Source organism: Alistipes sp. An54 (assembly GCF_002159375.1).
Lineage (GTDB): Bacteria > Bacteroidota > Bacteroidia > Bacteroidales > Rikenellaceae > Alistipes > Alistipes megaguti.
The window spans coordinates 231,517-255,314 of sequence record NZ_NFIA01000001.1 but is presented as its reverse complement, the minus strand read 5'-3'; the positions used below and the strand labels follow the sequence as shown (position 1 = coordinate 255,314).

The window sequence follows — 23,798 nt, the reverse complement described above, 5'->3', positions numbered from 1 at the left end:
ACGTGTTAGAAGGTGATGTTCAGACCGACGGAGTAACTGCGGGACAGCGGCTGTGCGTAGATGTTTCCGTAGGTCTCGGGGTCGAAGTATCCGTCGTAGTTCGAGGCGAGGACCAGCGGGTTGCGGGCCTCGAAGTGCAGGCGCAGCGACGCCATGCGGAGTTTGCGCGCAATGCGTTCGGGGAATGTGTAGCCCAGGCGGATGCTGTTCACGCGCAGGTAGCTGATCTTGTGGTACCAGATGTCGAGGTTCTCGAAGAGCGAGCTGGCGCCCCACGCGTCGCTCTGGTCGAGGATCCAGTAGTAGACGCGGTAGGGGTCGGGATTGGCATCCCAGGCGTCCCACTCCGAACCGTCGGCCTGACGGCTTCCGGCCAGCGCGGGATAGAGGCCTGCGGGGTTCTCCGGCGACCAGATCTGCTGCACGGCCGTGGTGGTGTTCTGTCCGGGGCTGGTCTTGTGAGGGGTGTAGAAGGGGGTCTCCTTGACCAGCTGGCCGATGACGAAGTTGCACGATACGGTCAGATCGAATCCCTTGAAGAGGAAGCGGTTGTTGAACCCGCCCGTCAGATCGGGATTGAGTGAACCGATGTAGGAGAGGCGGTTGCGCACGTCGCTCTGCGACTGATCCATGACGGGCCCGTACTCGAAATATTCGGGAATGCCGAGTCCCCAGGGGTCGGTCTGTTCGATGCGGAAGTTGACCAGCTGCTGCAGCGAGACGCGTTCGCCGCCGCTCCAGAACATCGGGATGCCGTTTTCGTCCAGCCCGGCGGTGCGCAGGGCGAAGATGCCGGCCGAGGAGTGTCCCTCGAGCGAGGGGGTCCAGGCGTTCTCGTCGATCAGCACGCGCTCGACGCGGTCGGTGTTTCGAGCGATGTTGAACTGGGTCTCCCAGCGGAAGTTGCGCGTGCGGATGTTGACGGTGTTGAGCGAGAACTCGATACCGCGGCTCGATATCTCGCCGTAGTTGCTCGACGTGGTGTTGAAGCCGGTCTCCGTGGGGATCATGCGCGTGGTGATGAGGTCCTTGCTGTGGCGGCCGTAGATCTCGAACGTAAAGCCGATGCGGTTGTCCAGGGCGGCGAAATCCAGCGCGGTGTTCCACGTGTAGGTGGTCTCCCAGCGAAGGTTCTGGTTGGGGGGTGAGCTGACGTTGATGCCGTCCTCGTTCACGCCGCCCGGGTTGCGGATGACCCACGACCCGAGGATGTAGGGCGAGGTGGTGCGGTCGATGTTGCCCTGCGCACCGTAGGAGAGGCGCAGACGCAGGTTGTCGAGCCAGCGCAGGTCACGCAGCCCCCGTTCGCGGTTGATGTTCCAGGCGCCGGAGATCGACCACATGGGGTTGAACTTGTACTTCGGATCGACGCCGAAGAGGTTCGTGCCGTCGTAGCGCATCGAGCCGAAGAGCGTGTAGCGGTTGTCGAAGGTGTACGAGGCGGTGAGGAAGTAGGAGAGGTAGCGGTTCTCGTAGAACGACTTCTGATACTGCGTGAAGTAGGGGCTGTTGGCCAGATTCGATCCGCTGTCGCCGGCCGGGAAGACCATCGGTTCGTTGGTCATCGTGCGGGGGTCGTAGCCGAAACCCTTGGTGTGGATCGAGGTGTTGGTCGTCCCGCGCATCTCGAGACCGGCCATCAGGTCGACCTCGTGACGCTCGGCGAACGAGCCCGAATACTCGGCCTGGGCCTTCCAGGTGTACTGCGACATGTCGGCGTTCCAGTTCTGGATCACGCCGCCCTTGGGCATGTAGGTCACGCCGTCGACCACCGAATAGAGGGCATACTTGCGGGTGAAGTAGGTCTCTTCGGAGGCCATCTTTTCGGTGGCCGAGTTGTCGACCTGCAGACCGAACTGCGTGTAGAGGCGCAGCCCCCTGACGGGACGGTAGTCGAGGTCGAAGATCGTCTTCATCGACCGCGTGCGCAACATGTAATCCGTGTTGGCGCGCTCCTCGAGGATGTTGAAGTCGAGGACGTTGTCGTTGTTGCCCTGATAGGTGTTCATGTCGGGGTCGTAGGCGTAGCTGCCGTCGGGGTTCCGGGCCTCGAAGTAGGGGTTGACGGTGCGTGTGTAGCGCGAGGGGTTGGCAAAGACGTCGGTGTCCGAAACGTAGGAGTCGTTGCGGTTCTGGCCGACGAAGAGCGAAGCCCCGAAGCGGAGGTTCTTCAGCAGATCGTAGTCGGTCTTCATCGTGAGGTTCAGACGCTCGAACCCGGTGCCGACGGTCGTGCCTTGTTCGTTGTAGTAACCGCCCGAGAGGTAGTAGCTGGCGCGGTTTCCGCCGCCCGAGACGCTGAAGCTGTACTGCTGGTTGAGGGCTACGCGGTAGATCTCGCGGCCCCAGTCGGTGGCATCCTTCCGCAGGGCGTCGATCGCCGTGCGGGTTTCGGGGCTGAGGGCCGCCAGCCCGCCGCTGACCAGCGCACTGCGCTCGCCGGCCCGGTCCAGAATGCGGGCTACGCCGCCCATCCCCGAGAGGTAGTTCAGGCGGCCGTTTGCGGCCAGCGCCAGCTCGAAGTCGACCTTCTGCGAGGCGTTCATCAGATTGAGTTTTCCGAGATCGGGACGGTCCGTGACGAAGAGCGACGCCGTGACGTTGACGCGCGTCGGCTGGTTGCGGGCTCCCTTCTTGGTGGTGATGACGATCACGCCGTTGGCGGCCCGTGCGCCGTAGATGGCCGTGGCGGCGGCATCCTTCAGCACGGTGATATCCTCGATGTCGGCGGGGTTCAGACCGGCGATCGACATGTTGTAGAGGTTGTCGATGTTCTCCTTCGACGACCAGTCGGAGGGGATATCGTTGCCCTCGAGCGGAATGCCGTCGAGCACCCACAGCGGATCGGTGTTTCCGTTCAGCGTGACCGTGCTTCGGATCTTGATCTTGTTGGCGCCGCCCGGGGCTCCGGAGGTGGGCGTGGAGGTCAGACCGGCGATCGAGCCCGAGAGCATGCCGTCGACGCTGGCCACACCGTCGCGCGAGATGTCGGCCATCTTGACGCTGGCGATCGAGGAGGTGAGTTTTCGCTTCTCGATGCGCTGGTATCCCGTCACGACGACGGCATCGACCTGGTTCGACGAAGCGTCGAGACGGATCGTAAAGATGCTTTTGCCCTCGATGTCGACGGTCTGGGCCTCATAGCCGAGGTAGCTGACGACCACACGACGGACCGAGGTCGGGAGGGTGAACTCGAAACGCCCCTCGTTGTAGGCGATGGTTCCCTGCGGATTGTAGTCTTTGGCCTGGGTCTCCTCGGGGGCGATGAAGACGGTGGCGCCGACGAGCGGTTCACCGGTGGCCCGATCGAGCACCTGGCCCGTGATCCTGCGGGTCGTCTGGGCGAAAACCAGCGCCGGGGCGATCAGCAGCAGTAACGTAAGGAATCTGTTCATGGCTTGTGAAACTATAAGTATGTGTTGTGATTCTGTTTGGATTCGGAATCGATTTCGGGTTTTCGGTTTCGGATTGTAAGCGGTCGGGGGCGACCCCTGAAGTCGGGCAAAGCCGTCTTTCCAGCGGGTGGAAGACGGCTTTGCGGCTTTTGTTCTACAACATCCTCAGGGCCTCCCTGAGCCGGAGTTCGAGATCCCGGTAGTGGTTCCGGGTGGCTGTGTCGCCGCTTTGGAGGCGGCCCTGGACGATCGTGAGCAGCCGCCTCATCTCGGCGCGCTTGGCCGACGGCGTCTCGCTCACGCGCTGCATCAGTTCGTAGTTGCGCTGGGTCTGCAGTTTCAGATCCTCGGGGCGGGGCAGCGGTTCGAGGTTGAGCTCCGGGGCCTCGTGCATCAGCTGACAGCTGCAGCCGCCGGCAAGATGCGCCGCGTGGTCGTGCAGCGCTGCGCCCATCTTGGTGGTCTTGACCATGGTGATGTTCGACGAGACGATCAGCGCGTCGACGTAGTTCTTCTGACTCATCCGCTCGTAGAGCGAGAGGGTGCGGCTGCCCGGACGGATGAACACGGCACGCGTAATGCGGTCGAGCATCTCCTCAGGCGAGAAGGTCTCTTCGCCGCGTCCCTGCCGGGCCTCGACCTCGTACATGCGGACCATGCGGCGGTCGTCGAGCAGTTCGTAGTAGACCTTGTACTGGAGTTCGCGGGCGAAGTTGTAGGGCGAGTACTCCATCTGCCCGACGGGCGACGTGCGGTGGGGGTAGCTCCGCTTCCAGGCCTCGGCGCCGAAGAGCCACTCGGGCAGCTGGAAGACCTCCTCGATCAGGAAGTCGACGCTGCGGCGCTGCATCTCGGCCGGGACGGGGATGTAGCGGTCGATCCGATGGCCGGCGACGACCTGGTTGAGGTAGAAACCGCCGACGTTGGTCTTTACGTGGTCGGCATAGGTCAGCCACTGGAAGAGGATCGACATCAGGAAGCGTCCGGCTTCGTACTGCAGTTCGCCCTCCTGGTCGGTCCACTCCTCGACGTGGGGGATGATCCGCCGCAGGTTGGCCAACCCGTAGCGGCCGGCGCGCACGGCGTCATCGCCCAGATCCTCCGACTGTGCCCGGGGGTCGACACCCTCGCGCGTCTGCTCGCCGTAGCGGTAGACGGGATCGTCCTCGTGTTCGCGCAGCCAGCTATTCAGCGTCGGCAGCTCCTCGTGGGGATCCTTGACGTCGAGCCAGCGGTAGCCCCAGCGGATGGCGTGGAGGTCGTAGGCTCCGATCTTGGGGGTGAGCTGCGTAACGCCGTCCCCGGGTTGTGCGACATAGTTGAAGCGGGCGTAGTCCATGATCGAGCTGGCCGTGCCGTGGCGGTCGGTGTAGTGCTTCGAGCGCAGCGAGTCGACCGGTACGGAGTACGAGGCGGCGAAGTTGTGCTTCAGTCCGAGGCTGTGGCCCAGCTCGTGCGACGAGACGAAGCGCACGGCGTTGCCCATCAGCTCCGTGGGCAGGACGTTGGCGCGGGCCGCCGGATCGACGGCGCCGGTCTGCAGCCGGATCCACGAGTGGAGGATGCTCATCACGTTGTGCCACCAGATGATGTCGGCCTCGATGATCTCGCCGCTGCGGGGGTCGATGACCGAAGGGCCCATGGCGTTGGCCAGCTCCGAGGCGGCGTAGGTGACCACCGAGTAGCGGACGTCGTCGATGTCGAAGTCGGCCTCGTCGTCGGGTCCGACCTCGCGGGCGACGATTGCCTGCTTGAACCCGGCGGCCTCGAAGGCCTCCTGCCACTCCTCGATTCCCTTTTTGATGTAGGGGACCCAGACGGGCGGCGTCGCGGGGTCGATCCACAGCACGATGGGCTTGGCCGGCACGACGAGTTCGCCGCGCAGGTAGCGTTCGCGGTCTTCGGGGCGGGGCTCCAGCCGCCAGCGGTTGATCAGCCCTCGCTCTTCGGCCTTCTGCTGCGTGTCGTTGAAGTAGAGGTGGCCGATCTCGAAATACCCGACGCGATCGTCGGAGAAACGCGGACGCATCGGTTCCCGGTCGAGCAGCACGAGGTTCGAGGTGATCTCGACCGTCAGGGGTGTTGCGCCGCTCTCCTCGCCCGAAAGGCTCCCCGAGAGGAGCGACTTGACGAGGATGTTGCGCGGGAAGGCCTTCACCTGCCCGATCTTCGAGAGGCTGCGGTTGACGCTTCCCGAGCGGAGTTCGCCGAAGAGGTTGTTGAAGCTCTTCTCGCTGCCGTCGAAGACCTTGTTGACGCGAATGACGGCCGTGGTCGAATCGGCATTGTAGGCCTCGATCGGGAACTGTTCGATGACCGTTTCGCGGTAGTTGTCCTTCACCGAACGGGCGATCCGGTCGGTCGCCGGGGCGGAGATGCGCGGATCACGGGTTGTGACCCACACCTTTTTATAAAGCGTATCCTTGTGGAAGCGGATGAGTTTCTCGCCGAATCCCATTCCCTTGTTGATTCCGGCATCATTGAGTGCATAGGGAACCCCCGATATCTTGTTGACGACCAGCATGTCGCGGTCGAGCAGCGAATCGGGGATCTCGAACCAGAGGTCGGTTCCCTTGCGCAGGACGCGGAAGAATCCCTCGTCGGCCGATGCACCGTCGAGGATTTTGTCGTATGCCTTCGTCGCGTTCCGGGTCGAATCCGTCTGTTCGACGGCAGCGGCCTCTTTTGCCTTGCGCGAAGGGCGCTTCCGGGCTTCGGCCGATGGTGCCGCCAGCAGGAGTGCTGCGGCCAGGAGTGCCGACCCGATGAATCCTTTCGTATTTCTCATCTTTTATTGTCTTTTTTCGTGCGGGTACGGAATCCGCACGATGCAATAATAAATTTTTTTGGAAACTCCGGGAAACCATCGGGAACGAATGCCCGAATCGGGGGTATGAATGGCGGAAAAAGGCGGATTATTTTTCGGGCGGAAGCAGCGGTAGCGAGCAGCGGAAAGTCATCGGGTCGATCGTGATTTCGAGGTTGCGGTCGGTGTAGAAGCGGTAGATCGAACGGATGCGTTCCAGTCCTACGCCCAGCGACTCGGTGTTTTCGTTTTCGTGGGGCGTGCGGTTGTTCTCGATCACGAGCGAGTCGCCCTCGGTGCGGATGTCGATATGCAGGGGGGTGCGTGTCGAGACGCGGTTGTGCTTGACGGCATTCTCGACCAGCGTCTGCAGACTCATGGCCGGAATGCGGTGTCGGCGCAGCGAGGTGTCGATGGTTGTGGTGAGCGTCAGGTTTTCGCCGAAGCGGATCTGCTGCAGCGTGTGGTACTGCCACGTGAAGTCGATCTCTTCGGTCAGCGAGGCGAGGATTTGCTTGCGGCGTTCGAGCACACGGCGGTAGACGCGCGAGAGGGTGAGTGTGAATTCACGGGCCTGCTCCGGGTTGCAGCGGATCAGGGCGTAGAGCGAGTTGAGCGAATTGAAGAGGAAGTGGGGGTCGATCTGATCGATCACCTGCTGCAGTTGCAACTGGGCCGATTCGCGTTCGGAGAGACGCCTCAGGGCGTATTCGCGGCGCCAGCGCCGTTGGGCCGCAACGAGCAGCGTGGCGAAGAGCAGCACCGAGACGGCCGCCGTCAGAATCGTGTAGAGGTGGAAGTCGTCGATCTCCTGCTCGATCACCAGCCGCGGGATTCCGATTCCGGCGACCCATCGCTGCCCGGCCAGCTGGATCGGATAGTAGATGCGTTGCTCCTCCATGCCGAGGTAATCGGAGAAGGTCTCCATGATGACGCTCTGCCCTGTGGCAAGGACCCGCCGGAAGGCCTTGGCCTCGGAGCCAGTGAAGTCTCCGTTCTTGCCGCCTGTGCCGTGTTCCGACCCGATCCGCTGTCCCAGTTTCAGACTGTCGGGGTGGTAGACGATCACCCCTTCGGGGTTGAGCAGGATGGCCGAACTGCGGCTGTGTGGATTCTGCTCGCTCATGTAGGTGTAGAGTTCCGGCAGCGGATAGTCGATGCCGCAGAGACAACGCTTGCCGGCCGGATCGCGGACCGTGCAGGCGAGCACCCAGACGGGCGTACCCTCTTCAGAGACGATCGTACTCACGACCGAGTCCTCTTTGGCCGGGCAGATGGCCGCTGTTGGCTCCATGAGCAGCGTGCCGTTGCGCAGACAACGTCTTCTCTTCGCATCCCCCTCTCGTGAGAACCAGATCTCGCGGGCCTTCGAGTCGACATCCAGCAGCGTAGTTGCCAGTGTCTGCAGCTCCGGTCCGGAGGGGGTGTCGTGCCGCTGCAGGAAGCGAGTTGCCGCGGTGAGAATCCCCTCGGTGCGATCGACTTCGTTCTGCAGCAGCAGGCAGTGCGATTCGCTGATCTGCGTGACGATGCGGTCGCTCATCTGAGCGGCCCGGCGGTTGATGATGCGTCCGGAGACAATGACTCCGGCGGCCAGCAGCAGAAGCAGCACGCCGCCCGTGACGAACAGCCGTTCGCGCGAGGTATGTCTCTTGCGTTGCATCTATTTTTCGCGGGGTCGGATTTTCAGGCGTTCCCATATCCCCTGCGGAATCAGCCTCCAGAGGAGCACCAGCAGGGCGTAACGACGGTCGATGACGACCCTTCGGCGGGGTTTGCGCAGCACCTGCATGATGCGGCGCACTACCTTTTCGGTCTGCATCAGCATCGGATAGCGGGGCTCGCGGGCCAGCAGCGGGGTGGCGATGAATCCCGGGCGGATGTCCGTGAAGCGGATTCGGTCGTGTCCCTCCATGCGGGCCAGCTGGGCGAGGGCGTCGATGTAGGTGTTCTGCATGCGTTTGGTGGCCGAGTAGGCGGGTGCGGCGCCGAGTCCGCGTGTGCCGGCAATCGAACTGATGACGGCCAGATGTCCGCCACCCTGTTTGCGGAAGCAGGCGTAGGCTGCGGTCACCATGCGGACGAACCCTTCGCCATTGGTGCGCAGGGTCTCCACCTCGATGTCGGGCCTCAGTTCGAAGTTGCGGCTTCCGATGCCCGAGACATGAAGGTAGGTGTCCATGCCTCCGAGACGTTGGATGAGTCTGTCGAGGTGTTCCGGGGCATCGTCGCGTGTGACATCCAGCGGTTCGATCTCGACCTGTTCGGGGGCTTCGGCCCGCAGGGCTTCGAGGGCTTCCAGCCGACGCCCGGCAGCCCCTAAGCGCCACCCTTCGCGGATGCAGGCTCGGGCGGTCGCGAACCCTATGCCCGAGGTGGCTCCGACGATGACGATGCGTTTCATCTCACACTTCGTTTTTCAGGTTTTTTCGGCGGCAGTGTACGACCTCCTGCCGGGTTTGCGCACCGGGGCTAACCGATCACCCCGATCTCCTCGAATTTGTATTGGACACATTCGATGCCGACGCGGCGCAGCAGATCGAGCCCTTCTTCCGAACGGTAATCTTCGGAGTAGACGACGCGTTTGATACCGGCCTGAATGATGAGTTTCGAACACTCGATGCAGGGGGCCGCCGTGATGTAGAGGGTCGAACCGTCGCAGTTGTTGGCCGACTTGGCGACCTTCGTGATGGCATTGGCTTCGGCATGGAGGACGTAGGACTTGGTCTTCCCGTTTTCATCCTCGCAGATGTTCTCGAAACCCGAGGGGGTTCCGTTGTAGCCGTCCGAAATGATCATCTTGTCCTTGACGATCAGTGCCCCGACCTTGCGTCGTACGCAGTAGGAATTTTCGGCCCAGATACGTGCCATGCGCAGATAGCGCAGATCGAGTTGGTGCTGTTTTTCTTCCTGATAGCCCATGGTGTTCGGTTTGTCGTTTTTATGAAGAGGCCCGGAATGTGCCGTTTACCGAGACATTCCGGACCGTACTTGCCTGGGTTGAAGGGCCGCAGCCGGGTCTAAATCCCGTCCCGGTAGCCGTCCTTCATAGGGAGGCTTGAGGTTCCTTGGCAGGGCAGCGTCCGGGTCGGATCCTCCCCAAACTACTGTCATCTCCCAAGGGAGAACTTCCGGAGTCCTCGGGTTGCAGCTGCCGTTGCTCTCCACCGAAGCCCCCCCATAGAGGGCTTTCTTAAAACCCTTAGAGCCCTTTGCCGTGGCAGTTCTTGTACTTCTTGCCCGAACCGCAGGGGCAGGGATCGTTGCGGCCGACCTTCTTTTCGACGTGCAGCGGCATGGGCTTCTGACGCTCCTGCTGGCCGGCCTGGGCGGCAGCCTGCATGCGCGAAGCCTGCAGTTTGTTGACGTCGACCTTGGCCCGGCGCTCACGCTCCTGCTGCAGCCGCTGGGCCTCCTCGGCGCTCTGCTCGCGCACGGGGATGTAGGCGCGGTCGAGGATCGAGAGCACCTCGCGGTTGACCTTGATGAGCATCTTCGAGAAGAGCCCGAAGGATTCGAACTTGTAGATCAGCAGCGGGTCCTTCTGCTCGTAGGTGGCGTTCTGCACGCTTTGGCGCAGGTCGTCCATCTCGCGCAGATGCTCCCGCCAGGCATCGTCGATGGTCGTGAACATGACGATCTTCGAGAAGACCTTGTAGATTTCGGCTCCGTCCGACTCCTTGCACCGGCGCAGGTTGACCGGGACGTTGTATCCGAGGTGGCCGTCCGTGATCGGGAAGTAGATGTTCGAGTCGAGCTGGTCCTTGCGATCCTCATAGATGCGCTCCATGACAGGACGCACGGTGTCGGCCACAGCCTTGGCGCGGCGGGCGTAGGCCTCCTTGAGGGCCTTGACGATGGCCTCGACCAGTTCGGCGGTTTTTGCATTCTTGTACGTTGCCTCGTCCATCGGCAGCTCGACGGCCACCTGACGGATCAGCTCCATGCGGAAATCCTCGTATTCGATGCCGCGGTTCTCCTCGACGAAGTTGTCGGCGAAGTCGTACATGATGTTGTTCAGGTCGATTTCGATCCGCTCGCCGTAGAGGGCGTGGCGGCGGCGCGTGTAGATCACCTCGCGCTGCGAGTTCATCACGTCGTCGTACTCGAGCAGCCGCTTGCGGATGCCGAAGTTGTTCTCCTCGACCTTCTTCTGGGCGCGCTCGATGGCCTTGGTCATCATCTTGGACTGGATCACCTCGCCGTCCTTCAGACCCATGCGGTCCATCATCGTGGCGATCCGCCCCGAACCGAACAGACGCATCAGGTCATCTTCGAGCGAGACGAAGAACTGCGACGATCCGGGGTCGCCCTGACGTCCGGCACGACCTCTCAGCTGACGGTCGACGCGGCGGCTTTCGTGGCGCTCCGTACCGATGATGGCCAGACCGCCGGCCTCCTTCACTTCGGGCGTGAGCTTGATGTCGGTACCACGGCCGGCCATGTTGGTGGCGATGGTCACCTGACCCGAACGTCCGGCTTCGGCCACGACCTGAGCCTCCAGGGCGTGCTGCTTGGCGTTGAGGACGTTGTGCTTGATTCCGCGCAGCTTGAGCATGCGGCTCAGCAGTTCGGAGATCTCGACCGACGTCGTGCCGACCAGCACCGGACGGCCCTCGCCGACCAGGCGGACGATCTCTTCGATGACGGCGTTGTACTTTTCGCGCTTGGTTTTGTAGATGAGGTCCTGGCGGTCGTCGCGGATGACGGGACGGTTCGTCGGGATCACCACCACGTCGAGTTTGTAGATGCTCCAGAACTCCGAGGCCTCGGTTTCGGCCGTACCGGTCATACCGGCCAGCTTGTGGTACATGCGGAAGTAGTTCTGCAGCGTGATGGTGGCGAAGGTCTGCGTGGCGGCCTCGACCTTGACGTGCTCCTTGGCCTCGATGGCCTGGTGCAGGCCGTCCGAATAGCGGCGTCCTTCGAGGATACGGCCGGTCTGCTCGTCGACGATCTTCACCTTGTTGTCCATCACCACGTACTCGATGTCCTTCTCGAACATGGCATAGGCCTTGAGCAGCTGGTTGACCGTGTGGACACGCTCCGACTTGATGGCGTAGTCGTTGATCACCTCGTCGCGCTTTTTGGCCTTCTCATCGGGCTCGAGCTGGCTCTTTTCGAGTTCGGCCACCTCGGCGCCGATGTCCGGCAGGACGAAGAAGCCGTCCTCGTTGAAGTATTTCGAGAGCACCTCATGACCCTTGTCCGTGAGTTCGACCGAATTGAGCTTCTCGTCGATGACGAAGAAGAGGTCGTCCGTGATCTCGGGCATGCGGCGGTTGTTGTCCTGCATGTAGATGTTCTCGGTCTTCTGCATCAGCGCCTTGACGCCCTGCTCGGAGAGGTACTTGATCAGCGGCTTGTATTTCGGAAGACCCTTGTGCGCGCGGTAGAGCTTGATGCCGCCCTCGTCGGTCTTGCCGGCCGAGATCAGCTGCCGGGCCTCGGCCAGCAGCTGCGTGACGAGGTTTTTCTGCAGGTTGTAGAGGTGTTCGATGGCGGGGTTGTACTGCTCGAACATCTGGTCGTCGCCCTTGGGAACGGGGCCCGAGATGATGAGCGGCGTACGGGCGTCGTCGATCAGCACGGAGTCGACCTCGTCGACGATGGCGAAGTGGTGCTTGCGCTGGACGAGGTCCTTGGGCGACGAAGCCATGTTGTCGCGCAGGTAGTCGAAACCGTACTCGTTGTTCGTGCCGAAGGTGATGTCGGCCATGTAGGCTTTGCGGCGGGCTTCGGAGTTGGGCTGCGTGTCGTCGATGCAGGCGACCGACAGTCCGTGGAACTCGTACATCGGGCCCATCCATTCGGAGTCACGCTTGGCCAGGTAGTTGTTCACCGTGACCATGTGCACGCCCTTCTTGGCCAGGGCGTTGAGGAATACGGGGAGCGTTGCCACGAGGGTTTTGCCTTCACCCGTTGCCATTTCGGCGATCTTGCCCTGATGGAGCACCACGCCGCCGAAGAGCTGGACGTCGTAGTGGATCATGTCCCACTTGACGTCGTTGCCGCCGGCCATCCAGTGGGTGGCATAGACGGCCTTGTCGCCGTCGATGGTGACGAAGTCCTTCGTAGCAGCGAGTTCGCGGTCGAAGTCGTTGGCCGTGACGACGACGGTGTCGTTCTGGGCGAAGCGTCGTGCCGTATCCTTCATGATGGCGAAGGCCTCGGGGAGGATGCGGTCGAGGATCTCCTCGATGCGGTCGTCGATACGCTTGGTGGTGGAGTCGATCTCCTTGGAGATCTTCTCCTTCTCTTCGAGCGACGTTTCGGGTTTTTCGAGCTGGGCCTTGAGTTCGACGATGCGGGCCTCGTCCTGGGCGATGTAGTCGGCGATCTGTTTTTTGAGATCCTCGCTGCGGGCGCGGAGTTCGTCGTTCGAAAGGGCCTCGATCGACGGGTATACGGCCTTGATCTTCTGCAGATAGGGCTCGATCAGTTTGCGGTCCTTGTCGGCTTTCGAGCCGAAGAGGGCTTTGATGATGCTGGCAACTATATCCATACGGTCTGTCGTGATTTTCGGGTTTTGGTTGTAAAGCCTACAAAGATAGGCATTTTTCCGTGAATTACGCAAAAAATGGAGCTCAAACCCGCGAACTTTTCCACGGGATGGGGATTGGCGGGTGTGTCGGGCCTTCGGGAACGGGTGCCGAGGGGTGTTTTCGGGCGGATGAATGCCGCTTGGCGGATCAATGGAACAGCAGAGCGATCCGGAAGAGGCGCTTTTGCAGCCAGACCTTCCACGAAGGGTTGAAACGCCGGTAGAAGTAGATGAAGCGGTTGCGCAGCATCCGTTCGAAGTGTTTCGGCCTGTAGGGTTCCCGTTGTCGGTAGGCATGGTGGAAGCGGAACAGGAATTGCCGGAAGAAGGGGAGGTCGCCGCGTTCGACCAGTTCGGGCTGGTGGATGAAGCGGGACAGCCTTCGGGCTTCGTCGTCCGAGAGGACGATGCCCGTTCTTCGAGCGAGCAGTTCGCGTTGAATCTCCAGGGCACTCTCCACCTGACGCTGCTGGTGCCGGGCTGAAGTCTGCTCCTCCCATTGGCGGTAGAGGATCAGACACTCGGGGATGTTGGCCATGGCGAGCCGGTCCGAGAGATCGGCCCACAGCTTGTAGTCTTCGCAGACGCAGTTCCGGAACCGAATTCCGGTTTTCCGGAGGGCTTCGGCCCGCAGCATGATGGTGGACATGCCCAGCGGATTGAAAAAGAAGACTTGGCAGCGAATCTCCTCCGGGGTGAGCGGAAGATGGCCGTAATGGCCGTGATTGCGACCGTCACGGTCGTTGAAAATCAGATAGTAGCTGCCGCAGACATCCACTTCGGGGTGGGCTTTCAGAAAGGCGATCTGCTTTTCGAAACGCCTCGGGACGCAGATGTCGTCGGCATCGAGGAAGGCGATGAATTCGCCGCGGGCCGCATCCATTCCGTGATTCCGGGTTTCGGCCGCACCGGCATTGTGTTCGTTGCGCAGCAGGACGATCCGCGGGTCGCGTCGTTGGAGTTGCTCGACCACGGCCGCCGAGCCGTCGGTTGAGCAGTCGTCGATGACGATCAGTTCGAAATCGGAGAGCGTCTGAGCCATCAGGCTTTCGATGCTTTCGCCGACGAATCGCTCTGCGTTGTAGAGCGGCATGACAACGCTGATCAGGGGGCGTTTGGAGCTGTTTTCCATGGCGGGAAGGGTTGTGCGCTCTTGGGCTGTGAGCGGTTTCCGGCAAAGTTACTCTTTTGGGGGAGCTATTGCATTTCCGGGATCGATTTTGCGATCCGGCGTCCGACGGGACACTCCGCGCAGCGCCGCTCCGGACAGTATTCGGTCGCGAGTTGCAGCAGGGCCTGACTTTCGAAGGCGTTGCGCGGGCGCACGCCGGCTGCCGCCCAGTCACGCATGTAGCGGTTGTCCTCGGCCGGGAGTCTTTCGAGCAGCGAGAGGGCGCTGTCGCGCAATCGTTCGTTGGCCATGAAGCTGCCGTAGGCGAACTGCAGCACGACGACCAGATTGATGCCGATGATGTTGGCCTTGAAGGCGCCGATGCGCTTGGGCCGCGAGTCGCTTTCGGCAGCGGGGACGAAGTGGGTGCGCCAGTAGTCGGCGGCTTCGATACCGAACAGACGGCGGACATCCTCCTCGCTGCGGCAGGCCATCGTGCGGTCCATGACGAATTCGTCCTGGGCGAAGAACTCCGCGGCCTGCGCCAGCCGCAGCACGGGGTGGTTGGCCGGACGGATTTCGGCGAGTTCCCACACTGCGGCCTTCATCGGGCGGATATCGTATTTGGCCGCCAGGTGTTCGAAGTTGCGGCGCAGATTGAGCGTATATTCGTCGTTGCGGTAGAGGTCGAGCAGTCCCGAGGCGCCGAAGAGCATCGCCTCGATGGCGTGGGGCACCCGACGTTCGCGCAACACGACACGGTAGGGGACCCTCCGCGCCAGTTCGAGATAGGCCTCCTGGTTGCGGCGGTCGCCCAGCGTGCGGAAGTAGAGCAGGTAGAAGGTCTGGTTCCAGTTGTCGGCGGCCTCGCGGCGCAGAGCCTCGACGGTGCGCATCTTGCGTTGCAGCCGGTCGAAGATCAGCGTCGTGAAGAGCTCCGTGCGCTGCAGATCGTCGAGTGCCGCGAGGAATCCGCCGCAGGCGTGTTCGCCGGCCCGGGCTTCGAGCCGTTCGATCGTGCGGGACCTCTGCTCCGTGTTTGCACCCTTAGCCTCCGCCATTCCTACAGCATGTTGAGTTCCAGCAGCGCCTCCTCGGACATCATGCTCTTGTCCCACACGGGGTCGAACGTGAGGATGACGTTCACCGACTTGACGCCCTTGACCTTGGCGACCTGCTGGTTGACATCCTCGACGAGCATGTCGGCCATCGGGCAGTTGGGGGCGGTGAGGGTCATGCGGATCGTGGCCACGCCGTCGGGCGTGTAGTCGATTTCGTAGACCAGACCGAGATCGTAGATGTTGACCGGGATTTCCGGGTCGTATATGTTCTTGAGCGTCGCGACGATCTCCTTTTCAACCTCAAGAATCTCTTCGGGAGTCATTGTTTTCTGTGTTTCCATCCTGTTTCGTGCCGGTCGTGCGGCAGCATCGGCCTCTTCGCACCTGCACATCCTGCCGGCCGGGCCATTTAGCCTGCCGGGGCGGTCAGTTCGCCCCGTTGCCGCTGTTTTCCGTTTTCGTTTTCTCTTCTTTCTCTTCTTTCTCTTCGGCCTCGACCTTGGTCTCGAAGGCCAGGGCGTAGAGTCTCATCTGCTTGATCATCGCCACCAGTCCGTTGGCCCGTGTGGGCGAGAGGTTGGCGCTCAGACCGATGCGGTCGACGAAGTAGAGCTCCGTATCGAGGATCTCCTTCGGGGTCCGGCCGTTGAGCACCCGGATCAGTAACGCGATAATCCCCTTGGTTATTATGGCGTCGCTGTCGGCCGAGTAGTAGACGCGGCCGTTTTCCAGCCGGGCGTCGACCCACACCCGCGACTGGCACCCCTGAATGAGGTACTGTTCGGTGCGGTGTTCCGGGGCGATCGGGGGGAGCGTCTCGCTCAGACCGATCAGATAGTCGTATTTGTCGAGCCAGTCGTCGAAAACCGAGAACTCCTCGATGATTTCCTCCTGTATCTTGTCCATGTTCGTATGGTATTTAACGTCATTTTCGCAGCCATCCGTACGCCGGCCCCTACAGGTCGACGATCTCTTCGAGGACCGTGCCCTCCGTGGCGGCGGGTTCGCGCACACCGGCCACGCGGGCCAGTGTCGGGGTCACGGCGGTCATCTCCACGCGGCGGTTGACGCGCAACGGTCCGGCCCCCTGTCCGTAGAAGATCAGCGGCACCTCGGTGTCGTAGCCGTACATCGAGCCCGACATCGACCAGCAGCGCTCCTGCTCCTCGATCCAGCCGGGCATCAGATTGAGAATCACGTCGCCCGAACGGCGCGGGTAGAAGCTGTTCTGCATCTTGCGGGCGTATCCGCTGCCGAAGTAGCTCGTGCGCATGGCCGTGGCGGCCAGAGCGTGCGACACGCCGCTGAACTGCATGGCGAAGATGGCCACCTCGTTCTGCACCTCGGCCAGATTCAATCCGCGTTCGTAGATGAGGTTGTGGTTCAGCCAGAGCGACTTGTCGCCGTAGGCCGCCACCCAGTCGCCCGTGCCGTAGCGGACGTTCAGAAAGCCGTTGACAATCACCTCGAACTGGCGGCTGTTGAAGCGTTCGGCCTCCTGCTGCCCGGCGTCGTACGAAGGGCTTGTGCCGTGGTCGGAGGTGACGACCACCAGCACGTTTCCATCCTTGACCTGTGCGAAGAGGAAGGTCAGGAAGTCGGCCAGATCGCGGTCCAGCCGGTAGTACATGTCCTCGACCTCGATCGACTCGGGACCGTAGGCCTCGGCGATGCGGCGCGGCGAGTCGAGGCAGATGTTCAGCAGGTCGGGCGTCCGGTCGGCGCCCAGACGGTATTGGGCGATAGCCTGTTTGGCCAGCCCCAGCACGGCGGTATTCCCGGCCGGCGTGTAGAGCAGCCGTTCGTAGTCGCTTGTCAGTTTCAGACGCCCTTGTCCGTTGGTGTCCTCCTTTTTGTTGCGGCCCAAGAGGACGATGTCGTGCTGACGGGTGTTCAGATAGCGACTCTTTTCGAGCAGCGACCGCCATTCGAGACCGATGTAGGAGAGGTTGTAACGTTCGCGGTTGCTGCGCTCGATCCATTCGGGGAGCTGCTCGGTGTAATAGGGCGACGAGATCCAGTCGCAGCGCGTGGAGTCGAGCCAGAAGACTTCGCCGCCGCGTCCGGCCATCACGACGGCCGACATGGCTTCGGCGGCAATCGTCACGGCCTGGCTCTCGGGAGACTGGTCGAGGAGCGTCTCGGCCAGCGTCGGGGCGATGCGGTGATAGGCTCCGGGGCCGCGGCGGCCGTCGATCAGGCTGACCGTGCGGTTGGTGGTGTAGTCGACCCAGCGGGGGCCGATCACGCCGTGGGTCGAGGGCATGGCTCCGGTGACGAGCGTGGCCAGCGAGACGGGGGTCGTGGTCTGCAGGTAGTCGTAGCGGGCATCCGAATAGACCGTGCCGCGTTCCGTAAGACGGAGGAATCCGCCCTCGTCGAAATTGACGGCGTAGCGGTCCAGATCGCCGGCGCGCATCGATCCGACGACGATCTGAACGATCAGACGGGGCTGTGCGGCGGCGGGTGCGAAGGCCGTCAGGGCGGCTATGGCGAGCAGAATAAGACGCTTGTTCATGGTTGCGGTTCGTATGAGCGCAAATTTACGAATTTATTTCGATACATTGTCTGAAAAGCGCGCTTTCGGTCCGAAAATCGAGCCCGGGGAGGGCGGCAATCCGTTCGAGCTGGCGGCGGCAGAAGACGCGGTGGGCTTCGCTGCGGGGGTTGCGGGGACGGTGGGCCGCCGCCGCAACGATCGACTCGACCTCGGGGAGCAGCCGCCGGGCCTCGTCGTCGAGCAGCGCCTCGGTGAAACGTTCCCAGAGGTAGTCGACGGCCTTCGGCGCGGGGTGGACCAGATCGTCGGCATAGAAACGGTAGTCGCGCAGGTCGTCCGTCAGGATCTCGAAGGCGGGGAAGTAGAGCGCCTGCGGAAAGCGTTCGGTGAGCTCCTCGATCGCCACCCGCAGCGTGGCCTTGCTCGCGGCATTCCCCAAAAGCCCGTCGCCCAGGTGCCGCACGGGACTCACCGTCAGCAGGATCCGCTTGCCGGCCAGCGGTCCGTCGAAGAGTTCGGCAAGGGTGCCGACAATCTCCTCGACGCTTAGTCGCCGTCTCGTGAATTCCGATGCCGGCTGCCGGTGGCAGTTGGCTACCACGCGCCCCCGGTGTTCGTAGACCCAGGCCGTGCCGAAGGTCAGGATCACGCGGTCGGAGCGGCGGAGCGCCTCGGCGCCCAGCTGCCGGGCGCGGTTCATGCGCTGCAGGGCCTCGTCGGGGGTCGGGGCCGAGAGGTCGCCGTGGAAGTCGAAGTGGTACCAGAGTTCGCCGTCGAAGCCCAGCTCTTCGCGGGTGACGGGCTGCTGTGCGGCATAGCTGCGTATCGCCCCGGCGATCGACAGCGGGTTGAAGAGGATGCCCGAGGGGTTCTTCACGACGGGGAATTTCGCCGCTTCGAGCCGTTCGGCCATCTGTGTGGCGAAGCACGACCCGAGGCTCAGAATGTGGTTGCGATAGCCGATCGTCAGATCGGTGTGCAGGGGTTCGATTTCGGTGCGGAATTTCATGCCGTAAAAATACGAAATTTGTTGCTTTTCGGAAAACCGGATGCATCGGGTGAAAATATCGGGCGCATGCGCTGTTTTGCGTCTGCCTTTTCGTATCTTTGGTGCATGATTCTGCGCGCAAACTGCAAAATAAACCTGGGCCTGGATATCCTCCGCCGCCGGGCCGACGGTTATCACGATCTGGAGACGGTGATGTTTCCCGTGCGGGGGCTTTACGATGAGGTGGAGGTTGAACGCACCGACGCTCCGGGTGCAGTGTTTCGTTCCGAGGGGCTCGCGGTGGATTGCCCCGACGAGGCGAACCTCTGTCTGAAGGCTTTTCGTCTGATGCGCGACCGCTACGGTGTGGACGGCGTGCGGATCCGCCTCGCGAAGCACGTGCCCTTCGGTGCGGGGCTGGGCGGTGGATCGGCTGATGCCACGGCGGTGGTTGTGGCGCTCGACCGGCTCTTTGCGCTCGGTCTTTCGGAGGCGGAGCTCATCGACCGGGCCGCCGAGCTGGGCAGCGATACGGCCTTCTTCGTGCGGAACACCCCGCAGTTGTGCACGGGCCGCGGTGAGGTGATGATCCCCTTCCCGCTGGATCTGTCGGGGCTGACGCTCGTGGTGGTGAAGCCCGACGAGGGGGTCTCGACGCGCGAGGCCTATGCCGGCGTGCGGCCGCGGGTGCCGGACGTGTCGCTTGCCGAGCGGTTGCGGCGCCCGGTAACCGAGTGGCAGGGGCTGGTGACCAACGACTTCGAGGCGTCGGTCTTTGCCGCCCATCCCGCCATTCGCGCTGTCAAGGAGCGGCTTCTTGCAGAGGGGGCGCTCTACGCTTCGATGTCGGGAAGCGGTTCGGCCGTCTTCGGCCTCTTCGCCGGGCACGAAAAAGGCGAGGAGCTGCGTGCTCTCTCGCCCTTTGTCTTCCAACTCTGATCCGGTCGGAGCCGAAACCCTCCGGCCTTCCGGGAATCCGCTTGCCCCGGTCTTGCCCCGGTCTTGCCTTGTCGGCCCCGTCGGCTCCCGGCAGATGTCCGCGGTGCCTCCCGAAAATCCTCGGGTCTTTCGCGTCTCCGGCCTCTGTTCGCCCCGTCGGCTCCCGGCAGATGTCCGCGGTGCCTTCCGGAAATCCGGGAGACCTTTACGCCCCCCCCCTCCGGTTGACGGCCTCTGCGGCGCCTCCCGGAAGCCTTCGGACCCCTTCCCGGCCCTTGCAGCCCCTTTGGGCTATTTTTTGCCCTCGCTGCTCTGGGCGGCAGGAACCGGAATCTTGGCAACCCGCTTTGCATGGCGGCCTCCCTCGAACTCGGCTGCAAAGAAGGCGTCGAGCATCTGCACCGCCTCGTCGTTGGTGATGAAGCGCGCCGGAAAGACGATGATGTTGGCGTCGTTGTGACGGCGGATCAGCGAAGCGATCTCCGGATCCCAGCACAACCCAGCCCGGATACCCTGGTGTTTGTTGAGCGTGATGGCCATCCCTTCGCCCGAGCCGCAGAGACCTACGCCGAAGGCCACTTCTCCCTGCTCGACAGCCTCGGCCAGCGGATGGGCAAGGTCCGGATAGTCGACACTCTCGGGAGAGTCCGTTCCGAAATCCAGCACCTCGTAACCCATGGCGTCGAGGTAGCCTACGAGAAATTCTTTCATTTCATAGCCGGCGTGGTCGCTGGCGATACCGATTTTCGTCATCGTATCCTGTGTTTTTGAGGTTTTTGTCGTCTCCGACTTCGTTTCGGAAGACAAAGTTAACGAAATATTCGTCTCGGCCTTGTTTCAAAGCGTCGGATTTGCCTATTTTTGCGGCGTGAAGACACTTTTCATGCTCCTCGGTGCCGTGGCCCTTGTGTTGGGACTGGTCGGAATCTTCGTTCCGCTGCTTCCGACGACCCCCTTTCTGCTGTTGGCCGCAGCCCTCTGGGTACGCTCTTCGCCGCGGCTCTACGGCTGGCTGGTCTCGCATCGCCGGCTGGGACCCTACATCCGCCAGTTCCGCGAGCACCGCGCCATTCCGCTCCGAGCCAAGGTGATCTCCGTTGTGCTGCTCTGGGCCACGCTGCTCTATTGCATCGTGGCGGTGGTCGACCGGCTGTGGTGGGCGCAGCTCCTGCTGCTGGCCGTGGCCGTCGAGGTGACGTGGCACATCCTTTCGTTTGCTACGCTGCGCCGGTAGGAGGCGCGTCCGGAGCCGTCGGCCGCGCTCCGGGCCCTTTTCGTTCTGCGCTTCTATTCCTGCGGTCCTTCTATTCCGGTTCTATTCCGGCAGCCCTTCGGACTCCTTCACCTCGTCGGAGAGCAGCTCCCGCAAACGGTATTTCACCGACCACGAATCGTTGTCGATCCGGTCGCTTTTCGCTTCGTCATACACGGCGACAGGCTGGATGCGCAGGCGGTATTCGTGTCCGGGCTTGAAGTCGAAACCCTCGATCTCCGACGGAAAGGCCTGCCATTGCGGCGTGTCGTAACGCAGGTCCTGGATCCAGTAGGCGGCTATCTGCGCATCGGCCCGCCGCGAGGCGACGCGGATCTCCAGTTCGGGGCTGAAGGTCAGCGGATCGACGGGGGATGTGGTTTCTGTGCGTGCGAGCTGCTCCTCCATCGTGTAGCGTTCACTGCTGCCGTCGGCCGGCGGGTTGGCGATCCGGTCGATTCGTACGCGCAGGGTCGTCTGCCAGCCCTCCTCGAACGAGAAGCCTTCGATGGGACCGGGAACGATCTCCCATGAGGCGTTGGCCCCTTTTTGGACGATGTAGGCCGGTATGTAACCGAAGCCCATGGTGATGCCTGCCACGCCCTTTTCGGGGGCAATGGTCCAGATTTCGGTGCGCGATGTGTCGTCCTTGTCGCAGGCGCCCAATACGAGAGGCGTCATCAGCAGAAGCAGCCATTTTTTCATAGTCGTTTGGTGGTTTGGGTGTGAAGTTTTCCTATAAACGGTTGTCGGACTGCAATACTGCGCCGGACGGCAAACAAAAAAACGGACCGAAGTCCGTTTTTTTTTGTGTATGGGTGTGGTTTCGCGCCGCTTCTCCCGTTTCGCGCCGCTTCTCCCGTTTCGCGCCGCTTCTCCCGTTTCGCGCCGCTCCTCCCGGGTCATGCTCTCCTCCCGGGTCAGGCTGCCCCCCCCCTCTCAGCCTCCCCCCCCCCGGTCAGGCCAGATAGTGTTCGGCCATGCTCAGGAGAAATCCGAAGAGCAGGGCATTGAACAGAATCAGCGGAATCGACTTCTGCTCCTTGCCCGAGGCGGCGAAGAGCGTCGGCACGGTCAGCATGACCGTTATGCCCATGCCGTCGGCCCACCAGGGCAGGTAGGGCAGGTTGCCGTAGAAAATGATCACCCCGGCGAAGAGGTAGATCAGAAACGAGGCGATGCAGCTGCGCGCCGAGAATCGCTGGAAGATCATCGGAATGACGACCAGGGCTCCGGCAATGGCTCCTGCTGCCAGTGACAGGGTGAAGTGATTCATCGTGAGGTCTCTTTGCAATCGGGTTTTCGGCTTGCAGCTTTCAGTCTCCGGCTCCGGGTTATTTGGCGGCGCGCTTGCGGTCGGTTTCGTGGAGCAGGATCTTGCGCAGACGGATGGCGTGGGGCGTTACCTCGACGTATTCGTCCTCCTTGATGTATTCGAGGGCCTCCTCCAGCGTGAAGACCTTCGGCGGAACGATCACCGCCTTGTCGTCCGACCCCGAAGCACGCATGTTGGTCAGCTGTTTGGCCTTGGTGACGTTGACCGTGATGTCGTTCTGGCGCGTGTGCTCGCCGATGACCTGACCTTCGTAGACCTGATCCATCGGGCTGATGAAGAAACGGCCGCGATCCTGCAGCTTGTCGATCGAGTAGGCGTAGGCCGTGCCGGTCTCGCCCGAGATGATCGAGCCGTTGGTGCGCATCTCGATGTCGCCGGCCCAGGGCTCGAAATCCTTGAAGCGGTGGGTCATGATCGCCTCGCCGGCCGTAGCCGTCAGCATGTTCGAACGCAGTCCGATGATGCCGCGCGACGGAATGTCGAACAGCAGCCGCACGCGTTCGCCGTCCGAAGACATGTCACGCAGCGTACCCTTGCGGCGCGTCGTCATGTCGATCACCGTGCCGGAGTGCTCCTCGGGACAGTCGACCGTCAGCTCCTCGACCGGTTCGCACTTCTTGCCGTCGATGATTTTGGTGATGACCTGCGGCTGTCCGACCTGCAGTTCGTAGCCCTCGCGGCGCATCGTCTCGATCAGCACCGAGAGGTGCAGCACGCCGCGGCCGAAGACGTTGAACGAATCGGCCGACGGACCGGGCGTCACGCGCAGCGCCAGGTTCTTCTCCAGCTCGCGGTCCAGACGCTCCTTGATGTGGCGCGAGGTGACATATTTGCCGTCCTTGCCGAAGAAGGGCGAGTTGTTGATCGTGAAGAGCATCGACATCGTCGGTTCGTCGATGGCGATCGGGGGCAGCGGCTCGGGGTTGTCGTAGTCGCAGATCGTGTCGCCGATCTCGAAGCCGTCGATACCCATGATGGCGCAGATCTCGCCGCACGGAACCTCGCCGACCTTCTTCTTGCCCAACCCCTCGAAGACCATCAGATCCTTGATCTTGCACTTCTGCATCGTCACGCCGTCGCGCTTGGCCAGCGTGACGTTCTCGCCGGCGTGCAGCGTGCCGCGCGTGAGCTTGCCCACGGCGATACGCCCCGTGTAGGAGGAGTACTCGAGCGAGGTGATCAGCAGCTGCGGCGTACCCTCGACCTGGGCCGGTTCGGGGATCTCGTCGATGATCGTATCGAGCAGCGGGACGATCGAATTGGTGCGTTCGTTCCACTTGTGCGACATCCACCCCTGCTTGGCCGAGCCGTAGATGGTCTTGTAGTCGAGCTGCTCCTCGGTGGCGTTGAGCGAGAACATCAGGTCAAAGACCTGTTCGTTGACCACTTCGGGGCGGCAGTTGGGCTTGTCCACCTTGTTGATCACCACGATGGGCTTCTTGCCCAGCGCCAGGGCCTTCTGCAGCACGAACCGCGTCTGGGGCATCGTCCCTTCGAAGGCGTCGACCAGCAGCAGCACACCGTCGCACATGTTGAGCACGCGCTCCACTTCGCCGCCGAAATCGGCGTGGCCCGGGGTGTCGATGATGTTGATCTTGTAGTCCTTGTAGATCACCGAAACGTTCTTCGAGAGAATCGTGATTCCCCGTTCGCGCTCCAGGTCGTTGTTGTCCAGAATCAGGTCGCCCGTCTGCTGGTTGTCACGCAGCACGTGGCCTGCCAGGATCATCTTGTCGACCAGCGTCGTCTTGCCGTGGTCGACGTGGGCTATGATCGCGATATTGCGCAGTTTTTGCATAAATCTGTATTTTGTCGTGCAAAGGTAACAATTTCTCCGGAAAATGTACTACATTTGCTTACTTCTTA

At 62.1% G+C, this 23,798-nt stretch carries 18 protein-coding genes; 2 read left to right on the top strand and 16 right to left on the bottom strand.

Going from position 1 to position 23,798, the window contains the following annotated elements; all coding sequences use genetic code 11:
- Positions 1-5: 5 nt before the first annotated feature.
- The 12 genes from B5G09_RS00955 to B5G09_RS00900 form a co-directional block, all read right to left on the bottom strand.
- Positions 6-3,395: a SusC/RagA family TonB-linked outer membrane protein gene (locus B5G09_RS00955; RefSeq protein WP_087403649.1), complete on the bottom strand. Its 3,390-nt coding sequence runs from the start codon at positions 3,393-3,395 to the stop codon at positions 6-8.
- 154 nt (positions 3,396-3,549) lie between these two features.
- Positions 3,550-6,183 carry a zinc-dependent metalloprotease gene (locus tag B5G09_RS00950; RefSeq protein ID WP_087308868.1) on the bottom strand — a complete coding sequence of 878 codons (2,634 nt, stop codon included), beginning with the start codon at positions 6,181-6,183 and terminating at the stop codon, positions 3,550-3,552.
- A 127-nt stretch (positions 6,184-6,310) separates the two neighbouring features.
- A complete protein-coding gene (locus tag B5G09_RS00945; RefSeq protein ID WP_087403648.1) occupies positions 6,311-7,864 on the bottom strand; it encodes a histidine kinase in 1,554 nt (517 codons plus the stop codon).
- Positions 7,865-8,605 carry an SDR family NAD(P)-dependent oxidoreductase gene (locus B5G09_RS00940; RefSeq protein ID WP_087403647.1) on the bottom strand — a complete coding sequence of 247 codons (741 nt, stop codon included), beginning with the start codon at positions 8,603-8,605 and terminating at the stop codon, positions 7,865-7,867.
- Between the two features lie 68 nt (positions 8,606-8,673).
- A complete protein-coding gene (locus B5G09_RS00935; protein ID WP_087403646.1) occupies positions 8,674-9,123 on the bottom strand; it encodes a dCMP deaminase family protein in 450 nt (149 codons plus the stop codon).
- Between the two features lie 280 nt (positions 9,124-9,403).
- Positions 9,404-12,706: a preprotein translocase subunit SecA gene (gene secA, locus B5G09_RS00930; RefSeq protein WP_087308872.1), complete on the bottom strand. Its 3,303-nt coding sequence runs from the start codon at positions 12,704-12,706 to the stop codon at positions 9,404-9,406.
- 187 nt (positions 12,707-12,893) lie between these two features.
- Positions 12,894-13,877 carry a glycosyltransferase family 2 protein gene (locus tag B5G09_RS00925; protein WP_087403645.1) on the bottom strand — a complete coding sequence of 328 codons (984 nt, stop codon included), beginning with the start codon at positions 13,875-13,877 and terminating at the stop codon, positions 12,894-12,896.
- A gap of 65 nt (positions 13,878-13,942) precedes the next feature.
- Positions 13,943-14,917, bottom strand: coding sequence for a DUF2851 family protein (locus B5G09_RS00920; RefSeq protein WP_087308874.1), 975 nt, complete (start codon positions 14,915-14,917; stop codon positions 13,943-13,945).
- Between the two features lie 2 nt (positions 14,918-14,919).
- Positions 14,920-15,240: an iron-sulfur cluster assembly protein gene (locus B5G09_RS00915; protein WP_087309068.1), complete on the bottom strand. Its 321-nt coding sequence runs from the start codon at positions 15,238-15,240 to the stop codon at positions 14,920-14,922.
- Between the two features lie 103 nt (positions 15,241-15,343).
- A complete protein-coding gene (locus B5G09_RS00910; protein ID WP_087308875.1) occupies positions 15,344-15,823 on the bottom strand; it encodes a SufE family protein in 480 nt (159 codons plus the stop codon).
- A 49-nt stretch (positions 15,824-15,872) separates the two neighbouring features.
- Positions 15,873-17,435 carry an alkaline phosphatase family protein gene (locus B5G09_RS00905; protein ID WP_087403644.1) on the bottom strand — a complete coding sequence of 521 codons (1,563 nt, stop codon included), beginning with the start codon at positions 17,433-17,435 and terminating at the stop codon, positions 15,873-15,875.
- A 25-nt stretch (positions 17,436-17,460) separates the two neighbouring features.
- Entirely contained in the window at positions 17,461-18,426 is a 966-nt protein-coding gene (locus B5G09_RS00900; protein WP_087403643.1) for a GSCFA domain-containing protein, read from the bottom strand.
- Positions 18,427-18,531: 105 nt separating this feature from the next.
- On the opposite strand from B5G09_RS00900, the gene ispE reads away from it, so the two are divergent.
- A complete protein-coding gene (gene ispE / locus B5G09_RS00895; protein ID WP_087403869.1) occupies positions 18,532-19,344 on the top strand; it encodes a 4-(cytidine 5'-diphospho)-2-C-methyl-D-erythritol kinase in 813 nt (270 codons plus the stop codon).
- A gap of 291 nt (positions 19,345-19,635) precedes the next feature.
- Here the strand turns inward: ispE and rpiB are convergent, their stop codons facing one another.
- Positions 19,636-20,097 (bottom strand): ribose 5-phosphate isomerase B, encoded by a 462-nt coding sequence (gene rpiB / locus B5G09_RS00890; RefSeq protein ID WP_087403642.1) that lies wholly within the window; start codon positions 20,095-20,097, stop codon positions 19,636-19,638.
- 115 nt (positions 20,098-20,212) lie between these two features.
- On the opposite strand from rpiB, the gene B5G09_RS00885 reads away from it, so the two are divergent.
- Positions 20,213-20,578 (top strand): YbaN family protein, encoded by a 366-nt coding sequence (locus B5G09_RS00885; RefSeq protein ID WP_087403868.1) that lies wholly within the window; start codon positions 20,213-20,215, stop codon positions 20,576-20,578.
- A gap of 81 nt (positions 20,579-20,659) precedes the next feature.
- Here B5G09_RS00885 and B5G09_RS00880 read toward each other — a convergent pair whose 3' ends face one another.
- The 3 genes from B5G09_RS00880 to typA form a co-directional block, all read right to left on the bottom strand.
- A complete protein-coding gene (locus B5G09_RS00880) occupies positions 20,660-21,301 on the bottom strand; it encodes a DUF4377 domain-containing protein (RefSeq protein ID WP_087403641.1) in 642 nt (213 codons plus the stop codon).
- A gap of 253 nt (positions 21,302-21,554) precedes the next feature.
- On the bottom strand, positions 21,555-21,872 hold the full coding sequence (locus B5G09_RS00875) for a hypothetical protein (RefSeq protein ID WP_087403640.1): 318 nt from the start codon (positions 21,870-21,872) through the stop codon (positions 21,555-21,557).
- A gap of 58 nt (positions 21,873-21,930) precedes the next feature.
- On the bottom strand, positions 21,931-23,730 hold the full coding sequence (gene typA / locus B5G09_RS00870) for a translational GTPase TypA (protein ID WP_087403639.1): 1,800 nt from the start codon (positions 23,728-23,730) through the stop codon (positions 21,931-21,933).
- Positions 23,731-23,798: the final 68 nt, after the last annotated feature.

Bases quoted from the DNA above. Each gene is read 5' to 3' on its own strand.
- B5G09_RS00955 (WP_087403649.1), bottom strand. From the start codon at position 3,395: ATGAACAGATTCCTTACGTTACTGCTGCTGATCGCCCCGGCGCTGGTT.
- B5G09_RS00950 (WP_087308868.1), bottom strand. From the start codon at position 6,183: ATGAGAAATACGAAAGGATTCATCGGGTCGGCACTCCTGGCCGCAGCA.
- B5G09_RS00945 (WP_087403648.1), bottom strand. From the start codon at position 7,864: ATGCAACGCAAGAGACATACCTCGCGCGAACGGCTGTTCGTCACGGGC.
- B5G09_RS00940 (WP_087403647.1), bottom strand. From the start codon at position 8,605: ATGAAACGCATCGTCATCGTCGGAGCCACCTCGGGCATAGGGTTCGCG.
- B5G09_RS00935 (WP_087403646.1), bottom strand. From the start codon at position 9,123: ATGGGCTATCAGGAAGAAAAACAGCACCAACTCGATCTGCGCTATCTG.
- secA (WP_087308872.1), bottom strand. From the start codon at position 12,706: ATGGATATAGTTGCCAGCATCATCAAAGCCCTCTTCGGCTCGAAAGCC.
- B5G09_RS00925 (WP_087403645.1), bottom strand. From the start codon at position 13,877: ATGGAAAACAGCTCCAAACGCCCCCTGATCAGCGTTGTCATGCCGCTC.
- B5G09_RS00920 (WP_087308874.1), bottom strand. From the start codon at position 14,917: ATGGCGGAGGCTAAGGGTGCAAACACGGAGCAGAGGTCCCGCACGATC.
- B5G09_RS00915 (WP_087309068.1), bottom strand. From the start codon at position 15,240: ATGACTCCCGAAGAGATTCTTGAGGTTGAAAAGGAGATCGTCGCGACG.
- B5G09_RS00910 (WP_087308875.1), bottom strand. From the start codon at position 15,823: ATGGACAAGATACAGGAGGAAATCATCGAGGAGTTCTCGGTTTTCGAC.
- B5G09_RS00905 (WP_087403644.1), bottom strand. From the start codon at position 17,435: ATGAACAAGCGTCTTATTCTGCTCGCCATAGCCGCCCTGACGGCCTTC.
- B5G09_RS00900 (WP_087403643.1), bottom strand. From the start codon at position 18,426: ATGAAATTCCGCACCGAAATCGAACCCCTGCACACCGATCTGACGATC.
- ispE (WP_087403869.1), top strand. From the start codon at position 18,532: ATGATTCTGCGCGCAAACTGCAAAATAAACCTGGGCCTGGATATCCTC.
- rpiB (WP_087403642.1), bottom strand. From the start codon at position 20,097: ATGACGAAAATCGGTATCGCCAGCGACCACGCCGGCTATGAAATGAAA.
- B5G09_RS00880 (WP_087403641.1), bottom strand. From the start codon at position 21,301: ATGAAAAAATGGCTGCTTCTGCTGATGACGCCTCTCGTATTGGGCGCC.
- B5G09_RS00875 (WP_087403640.1), bottom strand. From the start codon at position 21,872: ATGAATCACTTCACCCTGTCACTGGCAGCAGGAGCCATTGCCGGAGCC.
- typA (WP_087403639.1), bottom strand. From the start codon at position 23,730: ATGCAAAAACTGCGCAATATCGCGATCATAGCCCACGTCGACCACGGC.